General features: G+C 57.2%; 6 protein-coding genes. 2 read left to right on the top strand and 4 right to left on the bottom strand.

Features of this window, described 5'->3' with window-relative positions; all coding sequences use genetic code 11:
- Nucleotides 1-7: 7 nt before the first annotated feature.
- The gene (gene mpl, locus B9Z41_RS04040) at nucleotides 8-1,447 is read left to right on the top strand and encodes a UDP-N-acetylmuramate:L-alanyl-gamma-D-glutamyl-meso-diaminopimelate ligase (protein WP_100145327.1); all 1,440 of its coding nucleotides are present in this window, start codon (nucleotides 8-10) and stop codon (nucleotides 1,445-1,447) included.
- A 1-nt stretch (nucleotide 1,448) separates the two neighbouring features.
- Here the strand turns inward: mpl and B9Z41_RS04035 are convergent, their stop codons facing one another.
- The 4 genes from B9Z41_RS04035 to B9Z41_RS04020 all read right to left on the bottom strand — a co-directional run bounded on the left by B9Z41_RS04035 (nucleotide 1,449) and on the right by B9Z41_RS04020 (nucleotide 6,808).
- Entirely contained in the window at nucleotides 1,449-2,564 is a 1,116-nt protein-coding gene (locus tag B9Z41_RS04035) for a 3-deoxy-7-phosphoheptulonate synthase (RefSeq protein WP_100145325.1), read from the bottom strand.
- 198 nt (nucleotides 2,565-2,762) lie between these two features.
- A complete protein-coding gene (gene tldD / locus B9Z41_RS04030; protein ID WP_100145784.1) occupies nucleotides 2,763-4,223 on the bottom strand; it encodes a metalloprotease TldD in 1,461 nt (486 codons plus the stop codon).
- Nucleotides 4,224-4,287: 64 nt separating this feature from the next.
- Nucleotides 4,288-5,442 (bottom strand): rod shape-determining protein RodA, encoded by a 1,155-nt coding sequence (gene rodA, locus B9Z41_RS04025; RefSeq protein ID WP_100145323.1) that lies wholly within the window; start codon nucleotides 5,440-5,442, stop codon nucleotides 4,288-4,290.
- A gap of 70 nt (nucleotides 5,443-5,512) precedes the next feature.
- Entirely contained in the window at nucleotides 5,513-6,808 is a 1,296-nt protein-coding gene (locus B9Z41_RS04020) for an alpha/beta fold hydrolase (protein WP_233202507.1), read from the bottom strand.
- 611 nt (nucleotides 6,809-7,419) lie between these two features.
- Here B9Z41_RS04020 and B9Z41_RS04015 point away from each other — a divergent pair.
- Nucleotides 7,420-18,195, top strand: coding sequence for an S-layer family protein (locus B9Z41_RS04015; RefSeq protein ID WP_100145318.1), 10,776 nt, complete (start codon nucleotides 7,420-7,422; stop codon nucleotides 18,193-18,195).
- Nucleotides 18,196-18,198: the final 3 nt, after the last annotated feature.

Raw genomic sequence — 18,198 nt, 5'->3', positions numbered from 1 at the left:
TCCCCCTATGCACATACACATTTTAGGAATTTGCGGCACCTTCATGGGAGGGCTGGCAGCACTGGCACGTGAGGCTGGTCACCAAGTCACTGGCTGCGACGCCGGGGTTTATCCCCCCATGAGCGACCAATTGCGCAGTCTGGGAATTGAGTTGATTGAGGGCTTTGGCGCAGATCAGATGCGCCTCAACCCCGATGTGTATGTGGTGGGCAATGTGGTGTCACGGGCACGATTGGTCGACGGCAGTCCGAAATTTCCGTTGATGGAGGCCATCTTGGAGGCTGGCGCTTGCTACACCAGCGGTCCGCAGTGGCTGGCTGAACACGTGTTGCACCACCCCAGCCAACCCCGGCATGTGCTGGCCGTGGCCGGTACACATGGCAAAACCACCACCACCTCCATGCTGGCCTGGATTCTTCAAGCCGCCGGGCTTGAGCCGGGCTTCTTGGTAGGCGGCGTGCCCATGAACTTTGGCACATCGGCTCGTTTGGGCCGTTTGAGCAGCACCGCAGAAGTGGCGGCACATCGACGCACACCGTTCGTGATTGAGGCCGACGAGTACGACACAGCGTTCTTTGACAAACGTAGCAAATTTGTTCACTACCGCCCTCGTACAGCAATTTTGAACAACCTCGAATTCGACCACGCAGACATTTTTGACAACCTAGCCGCTATCGAACGCCAATTCCATCATTTGGTACGTACGGTCCCAGCCAGTGGGCGCGTGGTGGTCAACGCCGGCGAGGAAAGCTTAGACCGGGTATTGGCCCAAGGCTGCTGGAGCGAGGTAGCCAAATTCGGCCCACATATCAACGGGGTATCAACCGGCTGGTCTATCCAAGGCGAACCCGACAACTTTGCAGTACGACACAACGGCCAAGAGGTGGGTCGCGTGCAATGGGACATCACAGGCGTACACAACCAGCTCAACGCATTGGCAGCCATTGCAGCAGCTGAGCATTTGGGTGTGGCACCGGCGCAAGCAGCGGCCTCGCTCACCGACTTTCAAAACGTGCGCCGCCGCATGGAAGTGCGTGGTCATGTGCCACGGGCAGGCGCAGACATCACGGTCTACGACGACTTTGCCCACCACCCGACCGCCATCCGCACCACGGTCGATGGCCTACGCCGCAAGGTCGGGCCCAATGCACGCATCTTGGCCGTGTTCGAACCACGCAGCAACACCATGAAGCTAGGCACCATGAAGTCGCAGCTGCCTTGGAGCTTGGAAGACGCTGATTTGGCGTTTTGTCACTCCGGCGGCTTGGATTGGGATGCAGCACAAGCACTCCAGCCCATGGGCGCTCGGGCTTGTGTAGGTGCCACTGTGGATGAGGTGATTGCTCAAGTGGTCGCCGCGGCCCAGCCTGGCGACCACGTACTGTGCATGAGCAATGGCGGGTTTGGCGGCATTCACGACAAGCTATTGGCAGCGCTGGCGCAATAACTCAACGCTGTTGCTGTGCGCGACGCACAGCAACAGCGTGTGACAACACATCGAGCGACGCCACCGAGTCATTCCAATCCAGACATGCGTCAGTGATGCTCTTGCCATATTCCAGCTTGGACACATCGTCCTTGCCTGGCGTGAACTTTTGCGCACCACCGTGGATGTGGCTTTCAATCATCACACCAAACACCTGGTGTGAACCACCGCTGATTTGCTCGGCGATGTCACGTGCCACCACCAATTGACGCTCATGTTGTTTGCTGCTGTTGGCGTGACTGCAATCCACCATCAAGCTGGCAGGCAACTTCGCTTTAGTCAACTCGTCACAAGCTGCACTCACACTGGCTGCATCGTAATTGGGCGCTTTGCCACCGCGCAAAATCACGTGGCAATCTTTGTTGCCCTTGGTTTGAACAATCGCCACTTGGCCGTTCTTGTGAACTGACAAAAAGTGATGGGCACCAGCTGCCGCCTGAATGGCGTCGGTGGCAATTTTGATGTTGCCGTCGGTGCCGTTCTTGAAACCAATCGGCGCGGAAATACCGGATGCCAGCTCGCGATGCACTTGGCTCTCGGTCGTACGGGCACCAATCGCACCCCACGAAATCAAGTCGCCAATGTATTGTGGACTGATCGCATCCAAGAACTCGCTGCCTGCGGGTAGCCCCAAGCGGTTGATTTCAATCAAGAGCTGACGCGCAATGCGCAAGCCCTCATCAATGCGGTAGCTCTCGTCAAGGTAAGGGTCGTTGATCAGCCCCTTCCAGCCCACGGTAGTACGTGGTTTTTCAAAGTAAACACGCATCACGATCTCTAAGGTGTCAGCGTATTTTTCACGCAAAGGTTGCAAATGACGGGCGTAGTCAATCGCTGCTGCGGGGTCGTGAATGGAGCACGGACCAATCACCACCAACAAACGGTCATCGCTGCCATGCATGATATTGTGAATGGTCTTGCGCGTGCTGGTGATGAGTTTTTCAACAGGTGTTCCCTGAATGGGAAAGAAGCGAATCAAATGTTCGGGAGGAGGAAGCACGGTGATGTCCTTGATACGTTGATCGTCGGTTTGACTGGTGTTTTCAACGTGGCTTGGATAACTTGTGTTCGATTTCATGGTCGCGTCCTAAAAAAAAACCGCCGGGGTTTCCGGCGGTTGGTTTGGGAGTTCAGAGCGTTTGTTTCAGATACGTTCAGACCTCTCGACCGCCGGTGGGGCGTGAGATAAAAAAGTAAGCAAAATAAAAACGTGCAGAACTCATGTCTTGAAATGTAGCACAGCAAAACAAGCCGTTTGCTGACAATGGGCTAGGGTTTACGCCGTTCCGCCAACCGTCAAGCCATCGATACGCAGTGTGGGTTGCCCCACGCCCACAGGGACACTTTGGCCTTCCTTGCCGCATGTACCCACCCCGGTGTCGAGCGCCATGTCATTGCCGATCAAGCTCACACGCGTCAATGCGTCGGGGCCGTTGCCCACCAAAGTGGCCCCCTTGACGGGGTATTGGATCTTGCCGTTCTCTACCCAATACGCTTGCGAGGTCGAAAACACAAACTTGCCGGAGGTGATGTCCACCTGGCCACCACCGAAGTTCACGGCGTACAAGCCCTTCTTGAGACTCGCCACAATTTCTTGCGGGTCCTTGTCACCGCCCAGCATGTAGGTATTGGTCATGCGAGGCATGGGCACGTGGGCATAGCTTTCGCGCCGACCGTTGCCTGTGGGCTTAACCCCCATCAAGCGGGCGTTCATGCTGTCTTGGATGTAGCCCTTCAAAATGCCGTCTTCAATCAGCACATTGCGCTGGCTCGCATGTCCTTCGTCGTCCACATTCAGAGAGCCACGGCGGTCAGGCAAGGTGCCGTCATCCAACACCGTCACACCTTTGGCGGCCACGCGTTGGCCAATGCGGCCACTGAAAGCGCTGGACCCTTTGCGATTGAAGTCGCCCTCCAAGCCATGGCCAATCGCCTCGTGCAACAAGATGCCCGGCCAACCTGGGCCCAACACCACACTCATCTCGCCTGCGGGGGCAGGTCGCGCCTCCAAGTTGACCAGCGCTGCTTTGACGGCTTCATCCACATAGCTTTGTGCCAAGGCATCGTCAAAATGGTCCAACCCAAAACGGCCACCGCCTCCGCCCGAGCCCATTTCACGGCGACCGTTGTGCTCGGCAATCACCGTCACACTCAACCGAACCAAAGGGCGAACGTCGGCAGCCAAAGTGCCGTCGGCACGCACCACCATCACCACATCATATTCACTGGCCAAGCCAGCCATCACTTGTGACACGCGCGGGTCTTTGGCACGCGCCATCTTTTCCACGCGGCCTAGCAAGGCCACCTTTTGGGTGCTGTCGAGAGACGCGATGGGGTCGAGGTCTCGGTACAGCGAACGACTCGAAGCCACCCGACGCGAAGGCACTTTCACGCGCCCGCCCTTGGAAGCCGCAGCAATGGTGCGCACCGTGCGAGCGGCATCCATGAGCGACGCTTCAGAAATATCATCCGAATACGCGAACGCCGTTTTTTCACCGCTCACAGCGCGCACGCCCACACCTTGGTCAATGCTGAAGGAGCCGGTTTTGACAATGCCTTCTTCTAAGCTCCAGCCTTCAGAGCGGGTGTATTGAAAATACAAATCGGCGTCATCTACTTTGTGAGCCCGAATCTCGGCCAAGGTTCTTGTCAGATGGGACTCGTCCAAGCCAAACGGCTCAAGCAACAACCGTTGGGCAATGGCCAAACGCTCTAGGGTGGGTTCACGTGAAATCATGGCTTGATTGTAGGAGTCACCCAACAACCCTATGCGCCACAGGTTGTGACGCGTCAGTCAACGATCAGGACTGCACCAGCTGTTTGGCCTTGGCCACCGACATCAAAATGCCCAGCCCCAAGCCCAACGTCACCATGGCTGTGCCGCCGTAACTGATGAACGGCAACGGCACCCCCACCACCGGCAAGATGCCACTCACCATCCCCATATTCACAAAGGCATACACAAAGAAGCTCAAGGTGATACTGCCCGCCAGTAAACGAGCGAACAGGGTTGGCCCCTCCACGGCAATGGCCAAACCACGCAAAATCAAAAAGATAAAGCTGCCAATCAGCAACAAATTTCCCACCAACCCAAACTCTTCACCAAAAGCAGCAAACACAAAGTCTGTAGTGCGCTCAGGGATGAAATCCAGATGGGTCTGCGTGCCCTGCATGAAGCCCTTGCCCCAAAAGCCCCCAGAGCCAATGGCAATCATGCCCTGAATGATGTGAAACCCTTTGCCCAAAGGGTCTCGACTCGGATCGAGCAAGGTGCAAATACGTTGCTGCTGGTAGTCGTGCAGCAATGGCCAGCGGAAACCTTCAGCGCACAAGGTGGGTTCAAACACCACGATCAGCACCACCCCCACCAAACCAAGCAGGATGGGCGGCACGATCAAATACCAACTCAAGCCTGCAAAAAAAATCACGGCCAAACCGGCAGACAAGACCAAGATGGCAGTACCCAAATCGGGTTGCCTCACGATCAGCGCGAGTGGAACGATCAACAAGACACCCGCCACCAAAAAGTCAAGCGGTCGCAACTGACCCTCACGCTTTTGGAACCACCAAGCCAACATCAAGGGCATGGCTATCTTCATGATTTCGCTGGGTTGGATGATCACGCCCACATTCAACCAACGCCGAGCACCCTTCTTGGTCAAGCCAAACAAAGCCACCGCCACCAGCAAAGCCACGCCCACGGTGTACAAAGGTACGGCCAAAGCCATCAAACGCTGAGGTGGCACCTGCGCCACCATGAACATGATGAACCCCGCCAACAACATGTTGCGACCGTGATCCACAAACCGTGCCCCGTTGGCAAAGCCCGACGAATACATGATCAACAAACCAGCACACGCCAACAAAAAAACACCGAATGCCAATGGCCCATCAAAACCCTTGAGCAAGGGCGTCAGGCGTTGCAGCAGGCTGGGGTTTTGGAGGGTGTTGGACATATTGATCCAATTATCGTGAAACTTCTGTCCCGTGCCGATTTGGCTGTGAGGGCGTGGTTTAGTCACAAGGTCACACGTGGCTGGCAGCAATGAGGCGGAAATTTTCTAAAATCGCATTCCAATGGGAATAAATCAAATAATGACCAGCGCCCGGCACTGTGTGAAATTGGGCTTGTTGGAAAAACTTGGCCAATCGTTTGGCACCCTCTATAGGAATGAATTGATCTGCGTCACCGTGCCAGAACGCAACAGGACCATCGATTCCTTCAAGACTGAACCCCCAATCATTGGCGGCAAGTCGCATCTCAGATAAAAAATTTTCTCCATTTGAGGTACTGTCCAAGATGGCTGCTGCGAAATCAGCACGCAAGCATGGATTTGCAAAAGGTTGACGATCAGACTCTGTGGCTTGCGATAAGGCTCGAGTCAAATAGAGATGTACGTTTTTTCGAACCCCTCTCGTGAATGTTTTATGCATCAATGGCAAAATTTTTGGCATGTAACGTGCCACTATCAAACCACTACGCATAGGCGCATAGTGCCCGGGCAAGTCAGCTAGCTGTTCAAAAGGTGGAAGTGCGCCAACTAAAACAACTGCGCTCACACGTGATTTCAAGAATTTTGCACATGCCAAGGCATAGCTTGTTCCTGACCAACATCCCAGAACAGCAAAACTTTGCAAGTCCAGATGGTCAGCCAGTTGCGCTACATCTTTAGGCCAATCTGCTATCGAGCGTTCCTGCCAGTTATCAGATTCGCCATAGCCCGGGCGGTCTGGCACGATGAGACGTATTTGTTGCTCGCGCAACACTTCTTCATCGGGCGGGGCCAAATGACGGCCACCAACCAAGCCATGCATGAAAATCAAGGGCGTGCCGTGCGGGTCACCACGGTCAAAAAAGGCCAAGGTTCGACCATCAGCCAGACGTAAATGATGGGTCGTGTGCGCTGGGTTGTCGTAGCTCACACCTAAGGGTGCCAATCCTTGCGCAGAGGCATCGTTGGTTTGTGAACTCAACCACAGAGGCGAGCTGTACACCGCTTGAATCAACTCCGATTGGCGCTTGACGCCCATCTTAGAAAACACGCGTTTGAGCTGGGTTTTCGCCGTGTTGACAGAAATACCCTGGGCCGTACTGGCCTCTTCCACACTGCTTCCCATCGACAAATGCTGCACCAGACGTGCCTCGACTTGGGTCAAATCAAACAAGCTGCGCAAGCCCTCTTCCGTCAAAGCGCGCTGCTGCCGACTGGCCACCATCACCATCGCCAGCCCCTCTCCCACTTGGCTGCGTCCTTTCGCAAGTCGTGTCACCCATACAAGAACTGAACGCGGGTCTGCCACCTTGCCCAAACGCACGGGCACACCCGTTTGCCCATCTAAAAACACAGGCCTCAAGACCTGCTGCAGCGCGTCCACAGGTTGAAGCACCAGTCTTCCAGCCTGTAAGCGCATGAACACATTGCCCCTGAGCATCGACAACAAAGCCCGGTTCATGTGCACCACCGTACCTTGCGAATCGACCAGCGCCACGCCCAATGGCAAGTGGTTGATCACCTGGTCGAGAGCATCCGAATCTGCCTCGGTTTGTTTCAAATCCTGTTGCATTTGATGCGCCCGCGCAAAGTGCGGCGCTAGGGCCTCGACCAAGACCATTGTGTGACCAGAAGGTGTTTGCACCACATAGTCGGTCAAGGCTTGGAGCAACTGGGGCCACACATCCTCATCTGCGGCAATGTCGTAAATCAATCCAATCAAGTGGGAAAGCTGCGTCACAGACTCTTGACTGCTGGTCGGGTGTGACAACCCGGACTGCGTAGATGGGGAATAAGGCATAGAAATGTTCTAGCAGAACGCGCTTTGGTTGCCATCACCCGTTTGGGTGAATACTTTTTTATAGACACCTTAATTTACACGCTAGCATTTTAATTAGTATTTATGAATTACTTTAATCACAGCAAACACTGGAGAACCACGTGCAACCCAAAGATCTGCCCAAAACCAGCAAGCCCGTCGCAACAACTGCCAACAATCCATCGGTAGCTCAAGACAGTACGCCTACGCAAGCAGCTCTGCATCCAGATATCTCTACCCAAAACCCCGCAGCCCTTTTGCTCAACACACCTGCCATCGCTACCGCCCCGAAGCGCTTGGCTAAAAAAGCAGCGCGCCCCACTGCTGATGACACGCCAGACTCCGACAGCATGGTCAACAGCGACACCAGCCTGCCGGCTGAAAACCCAAACCAAGAGTTAGTGTCCGAAGTAAGCCTGAACCCAACTTGGCAACTTGCAGCCGCAGAAACTGCTTTAGGTACTGCCACAGAAGCCTCAGCACTGCCTGGCGCTCAAGCCGCCACCACAGCAGCGGCAGCCACAGAAACAAGTGCCTTGGCAGCAGTGGTCAGCACAACGGTACCTAGCGGTGTACTGGCAGCAGCAGGTGTTGTGGGCGTAGCCAGCGCGGCTGGCGGATCGTCTTCCAGCACCCCCACCAATCAAGCTCCCGTCGTGAGTGCAGCACTCACAGCCAGTGCCAATGAAGGCGACACAAGCACCACCATCGACCTGCTCAGTGGTGCATCCGATGCCAACAACGACACGCTCAGCGTGTCAAACATCACTTACAAAGTCGGGAATGGATCAGCCTCATCCACATTACCCAACGGCCTGAGCCTGAGTGACAACACACTCAGCCTCGACCCCACCAGCAGCGCTTTTGACAGCTTGGCCACTGGAGAAAAACAAACCATCGTCGTCAGCTACACCATCAGCGACGGCCAAGGCGGCAGCGTGGCACAAACAGCCACCTTCACCATCACCGGCACCAACGATGTGCCTGTCGTCAGCGTCACCGACGTCATCGGCGGCGTCACGGAACTGACCAACACCGCAACAGGCACCTTGACCGACAGCGGTGTGATCACTTTCAGCGATGTTGATTTGACCGATACCCACACCATCAGCGCCACAGCAGTCGGTAGTGTCTTGGGCACCCTGACCGCTACCAAAACCAGCGACACCACCGGCACAGGTACGGGCGGGACGTTGAGTTGGTCTTACACGGTGGCCGACAGTGCGGTGGAGTACCTTGCAGAGGGTCAAACCAAAGTCGAACAATTCAACATCACCATCTCAGACGGTCAAGGCGGCAGCGTCGTACGCACCGTTAGCGTCACCATCACCGGCACCAACGACAGCCCCGTTGCCGTAGCAACCTCAGATCAAACCGGGGTTATCAACGAAGCCATCTCGTTCACTGCGTCTGCCTTTACAGACGCAGACAGTAGCGACACGCTCACCTACACGGCCACACTCAGCGATGGCAGTGCCTTGCCCAGCTGGCTCACGTTTGATGCCAGCACGCGCACATTCAGTGGCACACCGCCAACTGGCACTACAGCTGAGACACTGTCTCTGAAAGTCACAGCCACCGACAAGGCGCATGCAACAGCTAGCACCTCCATCGACTTGGTCTTGCAAGCAGAGCCCACCATTGCCATCAGTGGTTCTGGCACGGCGGGCACAGCCGCCGCCGGGCTCTTGGTAGAAGCTGTGAATAGCGCCGGCACTGTGATCGCCTCCACCACCACCGACAGCACGGGGCATTACACGCTCAATATTGCGGCCAGCTACAAGGGTCAGGCCTTGGTCTTGCGCGTGAGCGACCCAGACCCCAGTGACGGCGTGGGCTACACCGACGAAGCCACCGGCCAAAGCAAAGACTTTGGCAGTGCGCTGCGTACAACCCTGGTCTTGGGCACTGCGGACGAACAAACGGCCCAAATCACCCCGCTGACTGAGTTGGCCACACGCAAAATCCTCAATGGCAGTGACACGCTCGCTGCTGTAGACACCAGCACTATCGCGAGTACCAATACGGCCATTGGCACCCTGTTTGGTGTCAAAGACATCGTGGGTGGCTCGGCCCCTGATGTGGTGGGCGGCGAAACCAGCGACGACTATGGCAAGGCCTTGGCTCTGTTCTCAGGCATGGACGCCGTCAACGACCGCTCGGGTGCCGAAAACCCCATGGACGCCACGCTGTCAAAGCTAGAGAACGCCATCACCATCAGCGGTGGTGTGGATGCCCAATTCAGCAGCGCCGACGTGGAGACACTCAGCTTGTTGTCACAAGGGGTGGCCGAAGTACAAACCCTCTACAGCAGCGACACCACCTTGATCGACGCCTTGACCAGTGTGGCCAAGGATGCAGCTGCCACCGCCAAAGAAGACAGCCAAACCACTGTCTTCATCACCACAAAGGCCAACCTCATTGGGAGCGGCAAAACCACCACCGTCACCTTCACATTCGATGCCGAACCGTCCGAAGACGTGCTCACCGCCTTGAGCGCACAACTCAGTGTCACCGGCGGCAGTGTGAGCAGTCTGACCCAAGACAGCAGCGACCCCACCAAGTACACCGCCACGTTCACCCAAAGCGGTAGCGACACACCAGGGATCAGCATCACCAGTGCAAACGGCGACTACAGCTTCTTCGCCAACGATGTGTCGATCACCTTAGACAACACGGCCCCCACTCTGTCAACCCTGCAAATTCAAGGCTACGACAGCACCACAGGCGCAATCAAAACCGGCGCGCTGACGACAGGCGATGTGGTGCGCGTCACCCTCAGCGCGAGCGAATCTGTCTTAGTCGATGGAACCCCCTCGCTCAGCTTGCTCGTGGGCACACAGACCGTCACCGCCAGCTACAGCAGCACGCTCAGCAGCACAAGCAACTTGGTGTTTACGTACACCATTGGCAGCACCGACAACGCCGCTGAGGGTGTGAGTGTCAGCAGCATCAGTGGCTCCAGCAGCATCACCGACATTGCAGGCAACGCCTTGAAAACCACACTACTGCCCATGGCCAGCAGCCTGCCGGTGGTGGTCGACACCACAGCACCCAACGTGGTGTCCGAAATTCCCAGCGACGGCAGCACCGTCGGCGGCACACAAACCCTGACCTTGAGTTTCAGCGAAGCCGTGCAACGTGGCACAGGCAATATCGTCGTGAAAAAAGGCGATGCCACCGTCGCCACGCTGAGCGCATCGGACACCTCACGGGTCACCATCGACGCCACAGGCACCACCGCCACACTCACACTACCCAGCACACTCGGCACAGGTGACTACACCGTGGAGGTGACATCCACCGCCTTCAAAGACAGCGCTGGCAACACCATGACGGCCCTGGCCAGCAGCCTAGGCAGCGTGTGGAACTTCACGGTCGGTGCAGTCAAAGCCAGCATCGACACCATCAGTGGCAACAACCTGATCAACGCCACAGAAGCCAGCAACAGCATGGCCATCACAGGCAGCTTGACGGGCGACAGTGCCCTGCTCAGCACCTTGTCGGCCAGTGACTTGACGTTGACGCTCAAGCCTGTAGCGGGGGGCAACACACTCATAGTTAGCGGCATCGCTCTCAACAGCGACCACACCTGGAGCTACACCCTGCCAGCCAATAGCCTGAGCACGGCAGGTGGCTACATCGTCAACTTGGCTGTCAATCACACCCAAGACGGCAGCACAGTTCAAGCCAGTGCCAGTCGTGCCATCGTGCTCGACACCAGCACCAGCCTCACGCTGGGCAAGGTGGCAGGAGATGACATCGTCAGTGCCTTGGAGCGCAAAGTGGTTGACAGCAGCAGCACCAAAACCATCGATATGGCTCTGGTGGCAGAAAAGGGTGCGAGCGTCAGCGTGACCATCATCACCGACACAGGCCAATCTGTGACCAAAACCATTGCCAGCGCGCAAGGCAGCGGGCTCGACAAAATCTCGCTCAGCAGCGCAGACTTGACCAACTTAGATGGTGGCACCGCCACCCTCACAGCCACCAGCACCGACCTTGCAGGCAACATCACCGAAGCCACGAAAACTTTTCTGTTGGCAGGCGGCACAGCCCCTGCTATTGGCAGCATGGCCCTCAGCGGCACACCCAGTGGCGAAAGTAGCAGCTACCGTGCGGGCGACACACTCACCGCCACGGTCACCTTTGACCAAGCATTGACGGTTAGCGGCAAAAGCGCCACCCTGGCACTCGACGTTGGAGGTACCACCCGTTTGGCGCGCTATAGCGGTATCTCTGTCGACGGCAAAACCCTCAGCTTCAGCTACACCGTGCAAGCCGGTGACAGCGACAGCGATGGTGTGAGTGTCAAAACCAGCAGCAGTAGCGCCTACACCCCCTTAAGCCTCAACGGCAGCACCTTGCGCAACGCCACAGGCACCGACGCCAGCTTGACGCTAGGCAGCATCACCGCCTCCAACACCAGCCTTGTAGACGCTGCGGCCAGCACACCCACCCTCACTGCCAGCGCCGCCACTGGCAACGAAGACTCTGCCATCGCCTTGAACTTGAGCGCCGCCTTGACTGACACCGACGGCTCAGAAACGCTCTCGTCTATCACCCTCAGCGGCATCCCCACCGGGGCCGTGCTCAAAAGCGGCAGCGCCACCTTCACCGTGACCAACGGCAGCGCACTGGTACCCGTGGCAAGCTTAGAGGGCCTCACCCTCACACCACCGAGCAACTACAACGGCAGCATCAGCCTGACCGCCAGCGTCACCAGCACCGAGTCCGGCGGCAGCACGGCCACCAGCACGAAAACTGTGCTCATCACCGTCAACGCCGTGAACGACGCCCCCACGGTGCAATACGAACTCACCACCGCCAACGCGGTCAGCGGCCAAGCCCTGAGCTGGAGCCTGCCAAGCAACACCTTTGCCGATGTCGACAACGCCAGCCTCACCTACAGCGCCAAGTTGGCCGACGGCTCCAGCCTGCCCAGTTGGCTCAGCATCAATAGCAGCACAGGCGCACTGACCGGCACACCCAGCGCCACAGACGCAGCCGTTCTGTCCGTGCTTATCCAAGCCACCGATGCAGGAGGCCTGTCAGCCAGCAGCACACTCACCCTGCAAGTGCTGGCCGCCAGCGCCCCCCAGCCTGTGGCTGACAGCGCGTCTGCCACCGAGGCGGGCGGCATCAACAACGCCACCGCAGCGGTGCTTGCCACTGGGTCAGTTCTCAGCAACGATGTCGGCACCAGCCTGGTCGTCAGCGGAGCCAAGGCAGCAACTAGCACCACCTTGACCACCGTCGACGCTGCCAGCACCCTCACCTTGCAAGGCCTCTATGGCAGCCTCACCATCAGCGCAGATGGCAGCTACACCTACACCCCCAACGACAGCTCTGCCGCTGTACAAGCCTTGGCCGTTGGGCAAAGCCTGCGCGATGTCTTCAGCTATCAAGTCACAGGCGGTGACGGCCAAACAGCTTTATCTGCCTTGACCATCACCCTCAACGGGGCCAACGATGCAGCGGTGATCAGTGGCACCAGCACAGCCAGCTTGACGGAGAGCAATGCTTTCCAAACCATCAGTGGAACCCTCACCAGCACCGATGTCGACGGCACAGCCAACCTGTTCACCGCACAGTCTGGCGTCAAGGGCAGCAACGGCTACGGCAGCTTCAGCATCACCAGCGGTGGGGTGTGGAAATACACCATGAACTCAGCCCACAACGAGTTTGTGGCCGGAACAACCTACACCGACACGGCCACCGTGGCCGCAGCAGACGGCACCACACAGGTCTTGGCGGTCACCATCACCGGCACCAACGATGCGGCAGTCATCAGCGGCACCAAAACTGCCAGCTTGACAGAAACAAACGCAGCACTGAGCACCAGCGGAACCCTGACCAGCACCGATGTCGACGGCACAGCCAGCCTGTTCACCGCGCAGACGGGAGTCGCGGGCAGCTACGGCAGCTTCAGCATCACCAGCGGTGGGGTGTGGACCTACACCATGAACTCAGCACACAACGAGTTTGTGGCTGGCACCACCTACACCGACACGACCACCGTGACCGCAGCAGACGGCACCACACAAGTCTTGACGGTCACCATCACCGGCACCAACGATGCGCCAGTGCTAACCATCGCAGCAAGCACCCGCATCATCGACGAAGACCTCAACAACACAGGGCGCTACATCGCCCACAACGGCAGTGCCTCAGACTTAGGTGTGGTCAACGCTGTCGCTGGGCTAGAGCAGCTCAGCTTGACCGATATAGACACTGCCAACTTTGGCGGCGACACGCTCAAGGTGAGCATCACCAGCGGTGGCACCACGCAACTGTTCATGGGTGTGAGCAATGCATCTGGCATGTTCTCTGTTGATAGCAGTGGCTATATTCACTACTACAGCGACGCCACTTACGACGGCAATACAGGCTTCAACGTCACGCCACACACGGCCAGCAACACCGACGCAGACATTGTTGTAGGTGCCGTCGACAGCACCTACAAGGGCCTGCATGGCGACGCGCTCTGGATTCATCTCTACGACACAGCCACGCCTGCCATCACACAAGCACTGGCCTCCAAAATCTACTTGAGCGTCAGGAACACCAGCGACGCCAGCGTCACCCAAGACTGGTCTAGCGCAGCAGGTACAAAAACAATTCAGTTTGAGCTCGATGACAGCAGTGGCAGCGCGTTGGTCTCGGCACAGCGGACAGTGAACGTCGTTTCGCACGCGGACCTCACGGGTGTCGGTGCCGTTGCAGGAACTTACACAACGGGCGACACCATCACCATCACCCTCACAACCGATGAAGCCGTCTATGTGGATACCACCAACGGCACTCCACAATGCCAACTCAGAATTGGTGACACAACCCAATACGCCACCTACACAGGGGGCAGCGGGAGCAAGCAGCTTACTTTTACTTATGTCGTTGAAGCGGGGCTTAGCGACAGCGATGGCATTCAAGTCATGGCGACACCTTTGGTTGACAACGGTGCGATAGTGACAGATAGCAGTGGCAGCAGCGTACTAGGCAGCAACGGCTACACCAACATCGCTTCCTTCATGAACGTGTTGGTAACTTCGAGTGCTGGCACTGCCCCCGTGGTGAACTTTGTTTCTTTGGACAGCACCCAAACCTCATTCTTCACCCCCGACGACACGATCTACATCAACGTTGGTTTCGATCAAGCCGTGGTGGTGTCTGGCACACCCCAACTCCAACTCACCCTCACCGACGCAAGCGGCACCAACCACACGGTGTACGCCACCTGCCAAACCTCCACGGGCAGCGGTGGAGCCACCGTGCTGAGCTTTGCCTACACCTATGCTGCCGCAGACACCGACAACCTGGGGGGGCAGTTCCACATCGTTGGCCTGAGCACCGCCAACGGCAGCACCATCACCAGTGCCAGCGGCTCTGTCGCCGCCGACTTGACGCTCCATAGCGTGACCCCTACCGCCGATTACTGGCTGTACAACGACCCCATCGTGGGCTCGACAGGCACCAGCGGTAACGATTTATTGGTTCCGTGGTTTTCAGGCGTCACCACAGCGCCCACATCTTTGTCAGGCTCAAGCATCACAGGCGGAGACGGCGAGCGCGACACCTTGGCTGTTTCTATTTTCTTGCCAAGCAGCGTCACCACGGCGGCTGAAGCCTCGCAGTATTCCCTTGGCTACTTATCGGCCACACACACAGTTCCCTTGCTCAAGTCGGGCTCTATCGTGTCTGGTTACACCTACACCGTTCCCGCCGCAGCCAGCGACTGGCCTGACGGTGTGGAGTCTTTGGTCTACCACCTGCTTTACAAAGACAGCAACGGTGAGGTGCAGTATGTGAGTAACAGCGCCAGACAGTTGTGGAAGTCTGTTCAAACCTTCACCGATGCCGTCAACACCGACGACATCGTGGTGCAAGGCACTTACCTCAATGACACGATAGACCTGTCCAGCTACAACAGCACCCAGCGTGTCACCGTCAAGGCCGGTACGGGCGATGACACCATCACTGGCCACAGTGGCATCGACATTGTGGTGGGCCAAGGCGGCAACGACACCATCAGCACGGGCGCTGGCAACGACAAGATTTTGATGGGTAGCGGCACCGACACCATCGATGGCGGCACGGGCACCGACACCTTGGTGGTTCAACTGCATGGTGCACAAGCCAGAGCAGCCAACGCCTCGGCCACCAACCAAAGCTTCGATCTGCAAAGCGCCAATGGCTCTTGGGTCAACGGTGTGTTTGTGGCCAATGCATCGGGCTACACCAGCGACTACACCTTCAGCTTCTCAGAAGTCACAGGCAAGGTCAGCGTTGTTGCCGACTCGGCGAGCGGACTGTCAGGCACCAGCAGCGTCACGGGCATCGAAGCGTTGGAGATGCGCTTCACAAACAACAACGAGCGCGCAAACGCCTTGGTCAACATAGGCACCACGGATGCTGACACCTTGACCGCCGATGGCGTGGTCTGGGCACGGGCGGGCAATGACACCATCAACGTCGTGGGTGACTCGGTGGTATTTGCTGGCGATGGCAATGACACCGTGGTATTGGCCAGTGCCGACTTGTTCGATTCCACCGACATTTCTTATTTCGTTGGCGGCAGCGGCATCGACACGTTAAAGCTCAGCGACAGCGCGGCCCCCACCACGCCAAGCGGCAATTGGGGCATCAACACCCAGCAGTTTGAAATTTGGGACATCACAGACGCAGGCAGCAACACCCTCAAATTTTCTGCGCAACATGTGTTGGGCCAGGGCAATACCTCTACCGACATTTGGGGTTCACTGGCAGGTTACTCTGGCATGCAACAGTTCATGGTCAAGGGTGATTCGGTTGACACCGTAGCTTTTACCGACACAGGCTGGGTGGATTCCAATGCCACCACCACGGTTGACGGCACGGTGTTTAAGGTCTGGACCAATTCAACCAGCGGGGTGCAATTGCTCACACAAAGCGGCATGAGCGTGACAGGTGCAGCCACGCAGTCCATTGCTATAGGCACCCCCGTGGTGAGCTTCGTTGGTTTACCCCTCGGCTACACGACTTTTTTCACACCCGACGACACGATCTATATCAACGTCGGCTTCGATCAGGCTGTGGTGGTGTCTGGCACCCCTCAGCTGGAATTTACCCTCACCGATGCAAACGGCACCAACCACACGGTCTACGCCACCTGCCAAACCACCACGGGCAGCAGCGGCTCCACCGTGCTGAGCTTTGCCTACACCTATGCTGCCGCAGACACCGACAACCTGGGTGGACAGTACCACATCGTTGGCTTGAGCACCGCCAGCGGCAGCACCATCACCAGTGCCAACGGCTCAGTCGCCGCCGACCTGACACTGCACAGCGTGAGCGCTACCGCAGACTTCTGGCTGTATGCACCTACAAACGGGTCGTCCACGGGAACTGATGGCAATGACTTATTGGCACCTTGGACTTACAGCGATACCGCAGCGCCTAAGTCTCTAGCAGGCCAAAGCATTTCAGGGGGAACGGATACAGGCTCCAACCAACGCGACACATTGGCGATTTCCATTTTGCTGCCAGACAGCGTCACCACAGCCGCCGACGCAGCACAGTATTCCCTAGGTTATGCAAGCAGTGGGTCTGGTGCGTCCGTTACGCGCTATGTGTCTTTGCTCAAGGATGGATCTATCGTGTCTGGCTACACCTACACCGTCCCCAGCACAACCAGCGACTGGCCTGACGGCATCGAGTCTTTGGTCTACCACCTGACCTACAAAGACAGCAACAGTGAGGTGCAATTTGCCGACCACAGCGCTGTGCAGCTGTGGAAGTCTGTCGAAACCTTCACCGATGCTGTCAACACCAACGACATTGTGGTGCAAGGCAGTTATCTCAATGACACGATAGATCTGTCCAGCTACACGAGTGACCAACGCGTGACCGTCAAAGCGGGGTTCGGCAATGACATCATCACCGGGCACAGCGGCACCGACATCGTGCTGGGCCAAGGCGGTAACGACACCATCAGCACGGGCGCTGGCAACGACAAGATTTTGATAGGTAGCGGCACTGACACCATCGATGGCGGCACGGGCACCGACACCTTGGCGGTTCAACTGCATGGTGCAGAGTCCAGAGCATTCAACGCCTCAGCCACCAACCAAAGCTTCGACCTGCAAAGCGCCAATGGCTCTTGGGTGAACGGTGCTTTTGTCACTGACGCATCGGGCTACACCAGCGACTACACCTTCAGCTTCTCGGAAGCCACAGGCAAGGTCAGCGTTGTTGCCGACTCGGGCAGCGGCTTGTCAGGTACCAGTAGCGTCACGGGCGTTGAGCAGTTAGAGGTACGTTTCACCAACAACAACGAGCGCGACAGTGCACTGTTGACCATTGGCAGCACGGATGCTGACACCTTGACCGCCAACGGCGTGGTCTGGGCACGGGCGGGCAATGACACCATCAACGTCGTGGGTGACTCGGTGGTGTTTGCCGGTGACGGCAATGACACAGTGATTCTGGCCAGCACTGACTTGTTCGACTTCACCAACATTTCCTATTTTGCAGGTGGCAGTGGCATCGACACTTTGAAGCTCAGTGACAGTGCAGTCCCCACCACACCGGGTGGAAACTGGGGTATCAACACCCAGCAGTTTGAGATCTTTGACATGACTGGGGCCGGCAGTAACACATTCACGCTCAGTACAAGTTTTCTGCGGAATCAAGACAACACCGACAAAGACATTTGGGGCTCATTGGCAGGCTACTCTGGCATGCAGCAGTTCATGGCCAAGGGCGATGCGGTTGACACGGTGTCTTTCCTCAACACAGGTTGGGAAAAAGCCAGCACCACCACCACCGTTGACAGCGTGGTGTTTGACATCTGGACCAACTCAAATAGCTCGGTGCAGTTGTTGCTACAAAGCGGTATACAAACGACCACCGTCATATAAAAA

The organism is Limnohabitans sp. JirII-31 (assembly GCF_002778315.1).
In the GTDB taxonomy this organism is placed as follows: Bacteria; Pseudomonadota; Gammaproteobacteria; order Burkholderiales; family Burkholderiaceae_C; genus Limnohabitans.
This window is presented reverse-complemented; position numbering and strand designations above follow the sequence as displayed.

Excerpts from the sequence above, each read along its gene's own strand:
- mpl (WP_100145327.1), top strand. The coding sequence starts at position 8 with ATGCACATACACATTTTAGGAATTTGCGGCACCTTCATGGGAGGGCTG.
- tldD (WP_100145784.1), bottom strand. The coding sequence starts at position 4,223 with ATGATTTCACGTGAACCCACCCTAGAGCGTTTGGCCATTGCCCAACGG.
- rodA (WP_100145323.1), bottom strand. The coding sequence starts at position 5,442 with ATGTCCAACACCCTCCAAAACCCCAGCCTGCTGCAACGCCTGACGCCC.
- B9Z41_RS04035 (WP_100145325.1), bottom strand. The coding sequence starts at position 2,564 with ATGAAATCGAACACAAGTTATCCAAGCCACGTTGAAAACACCAGTCAA.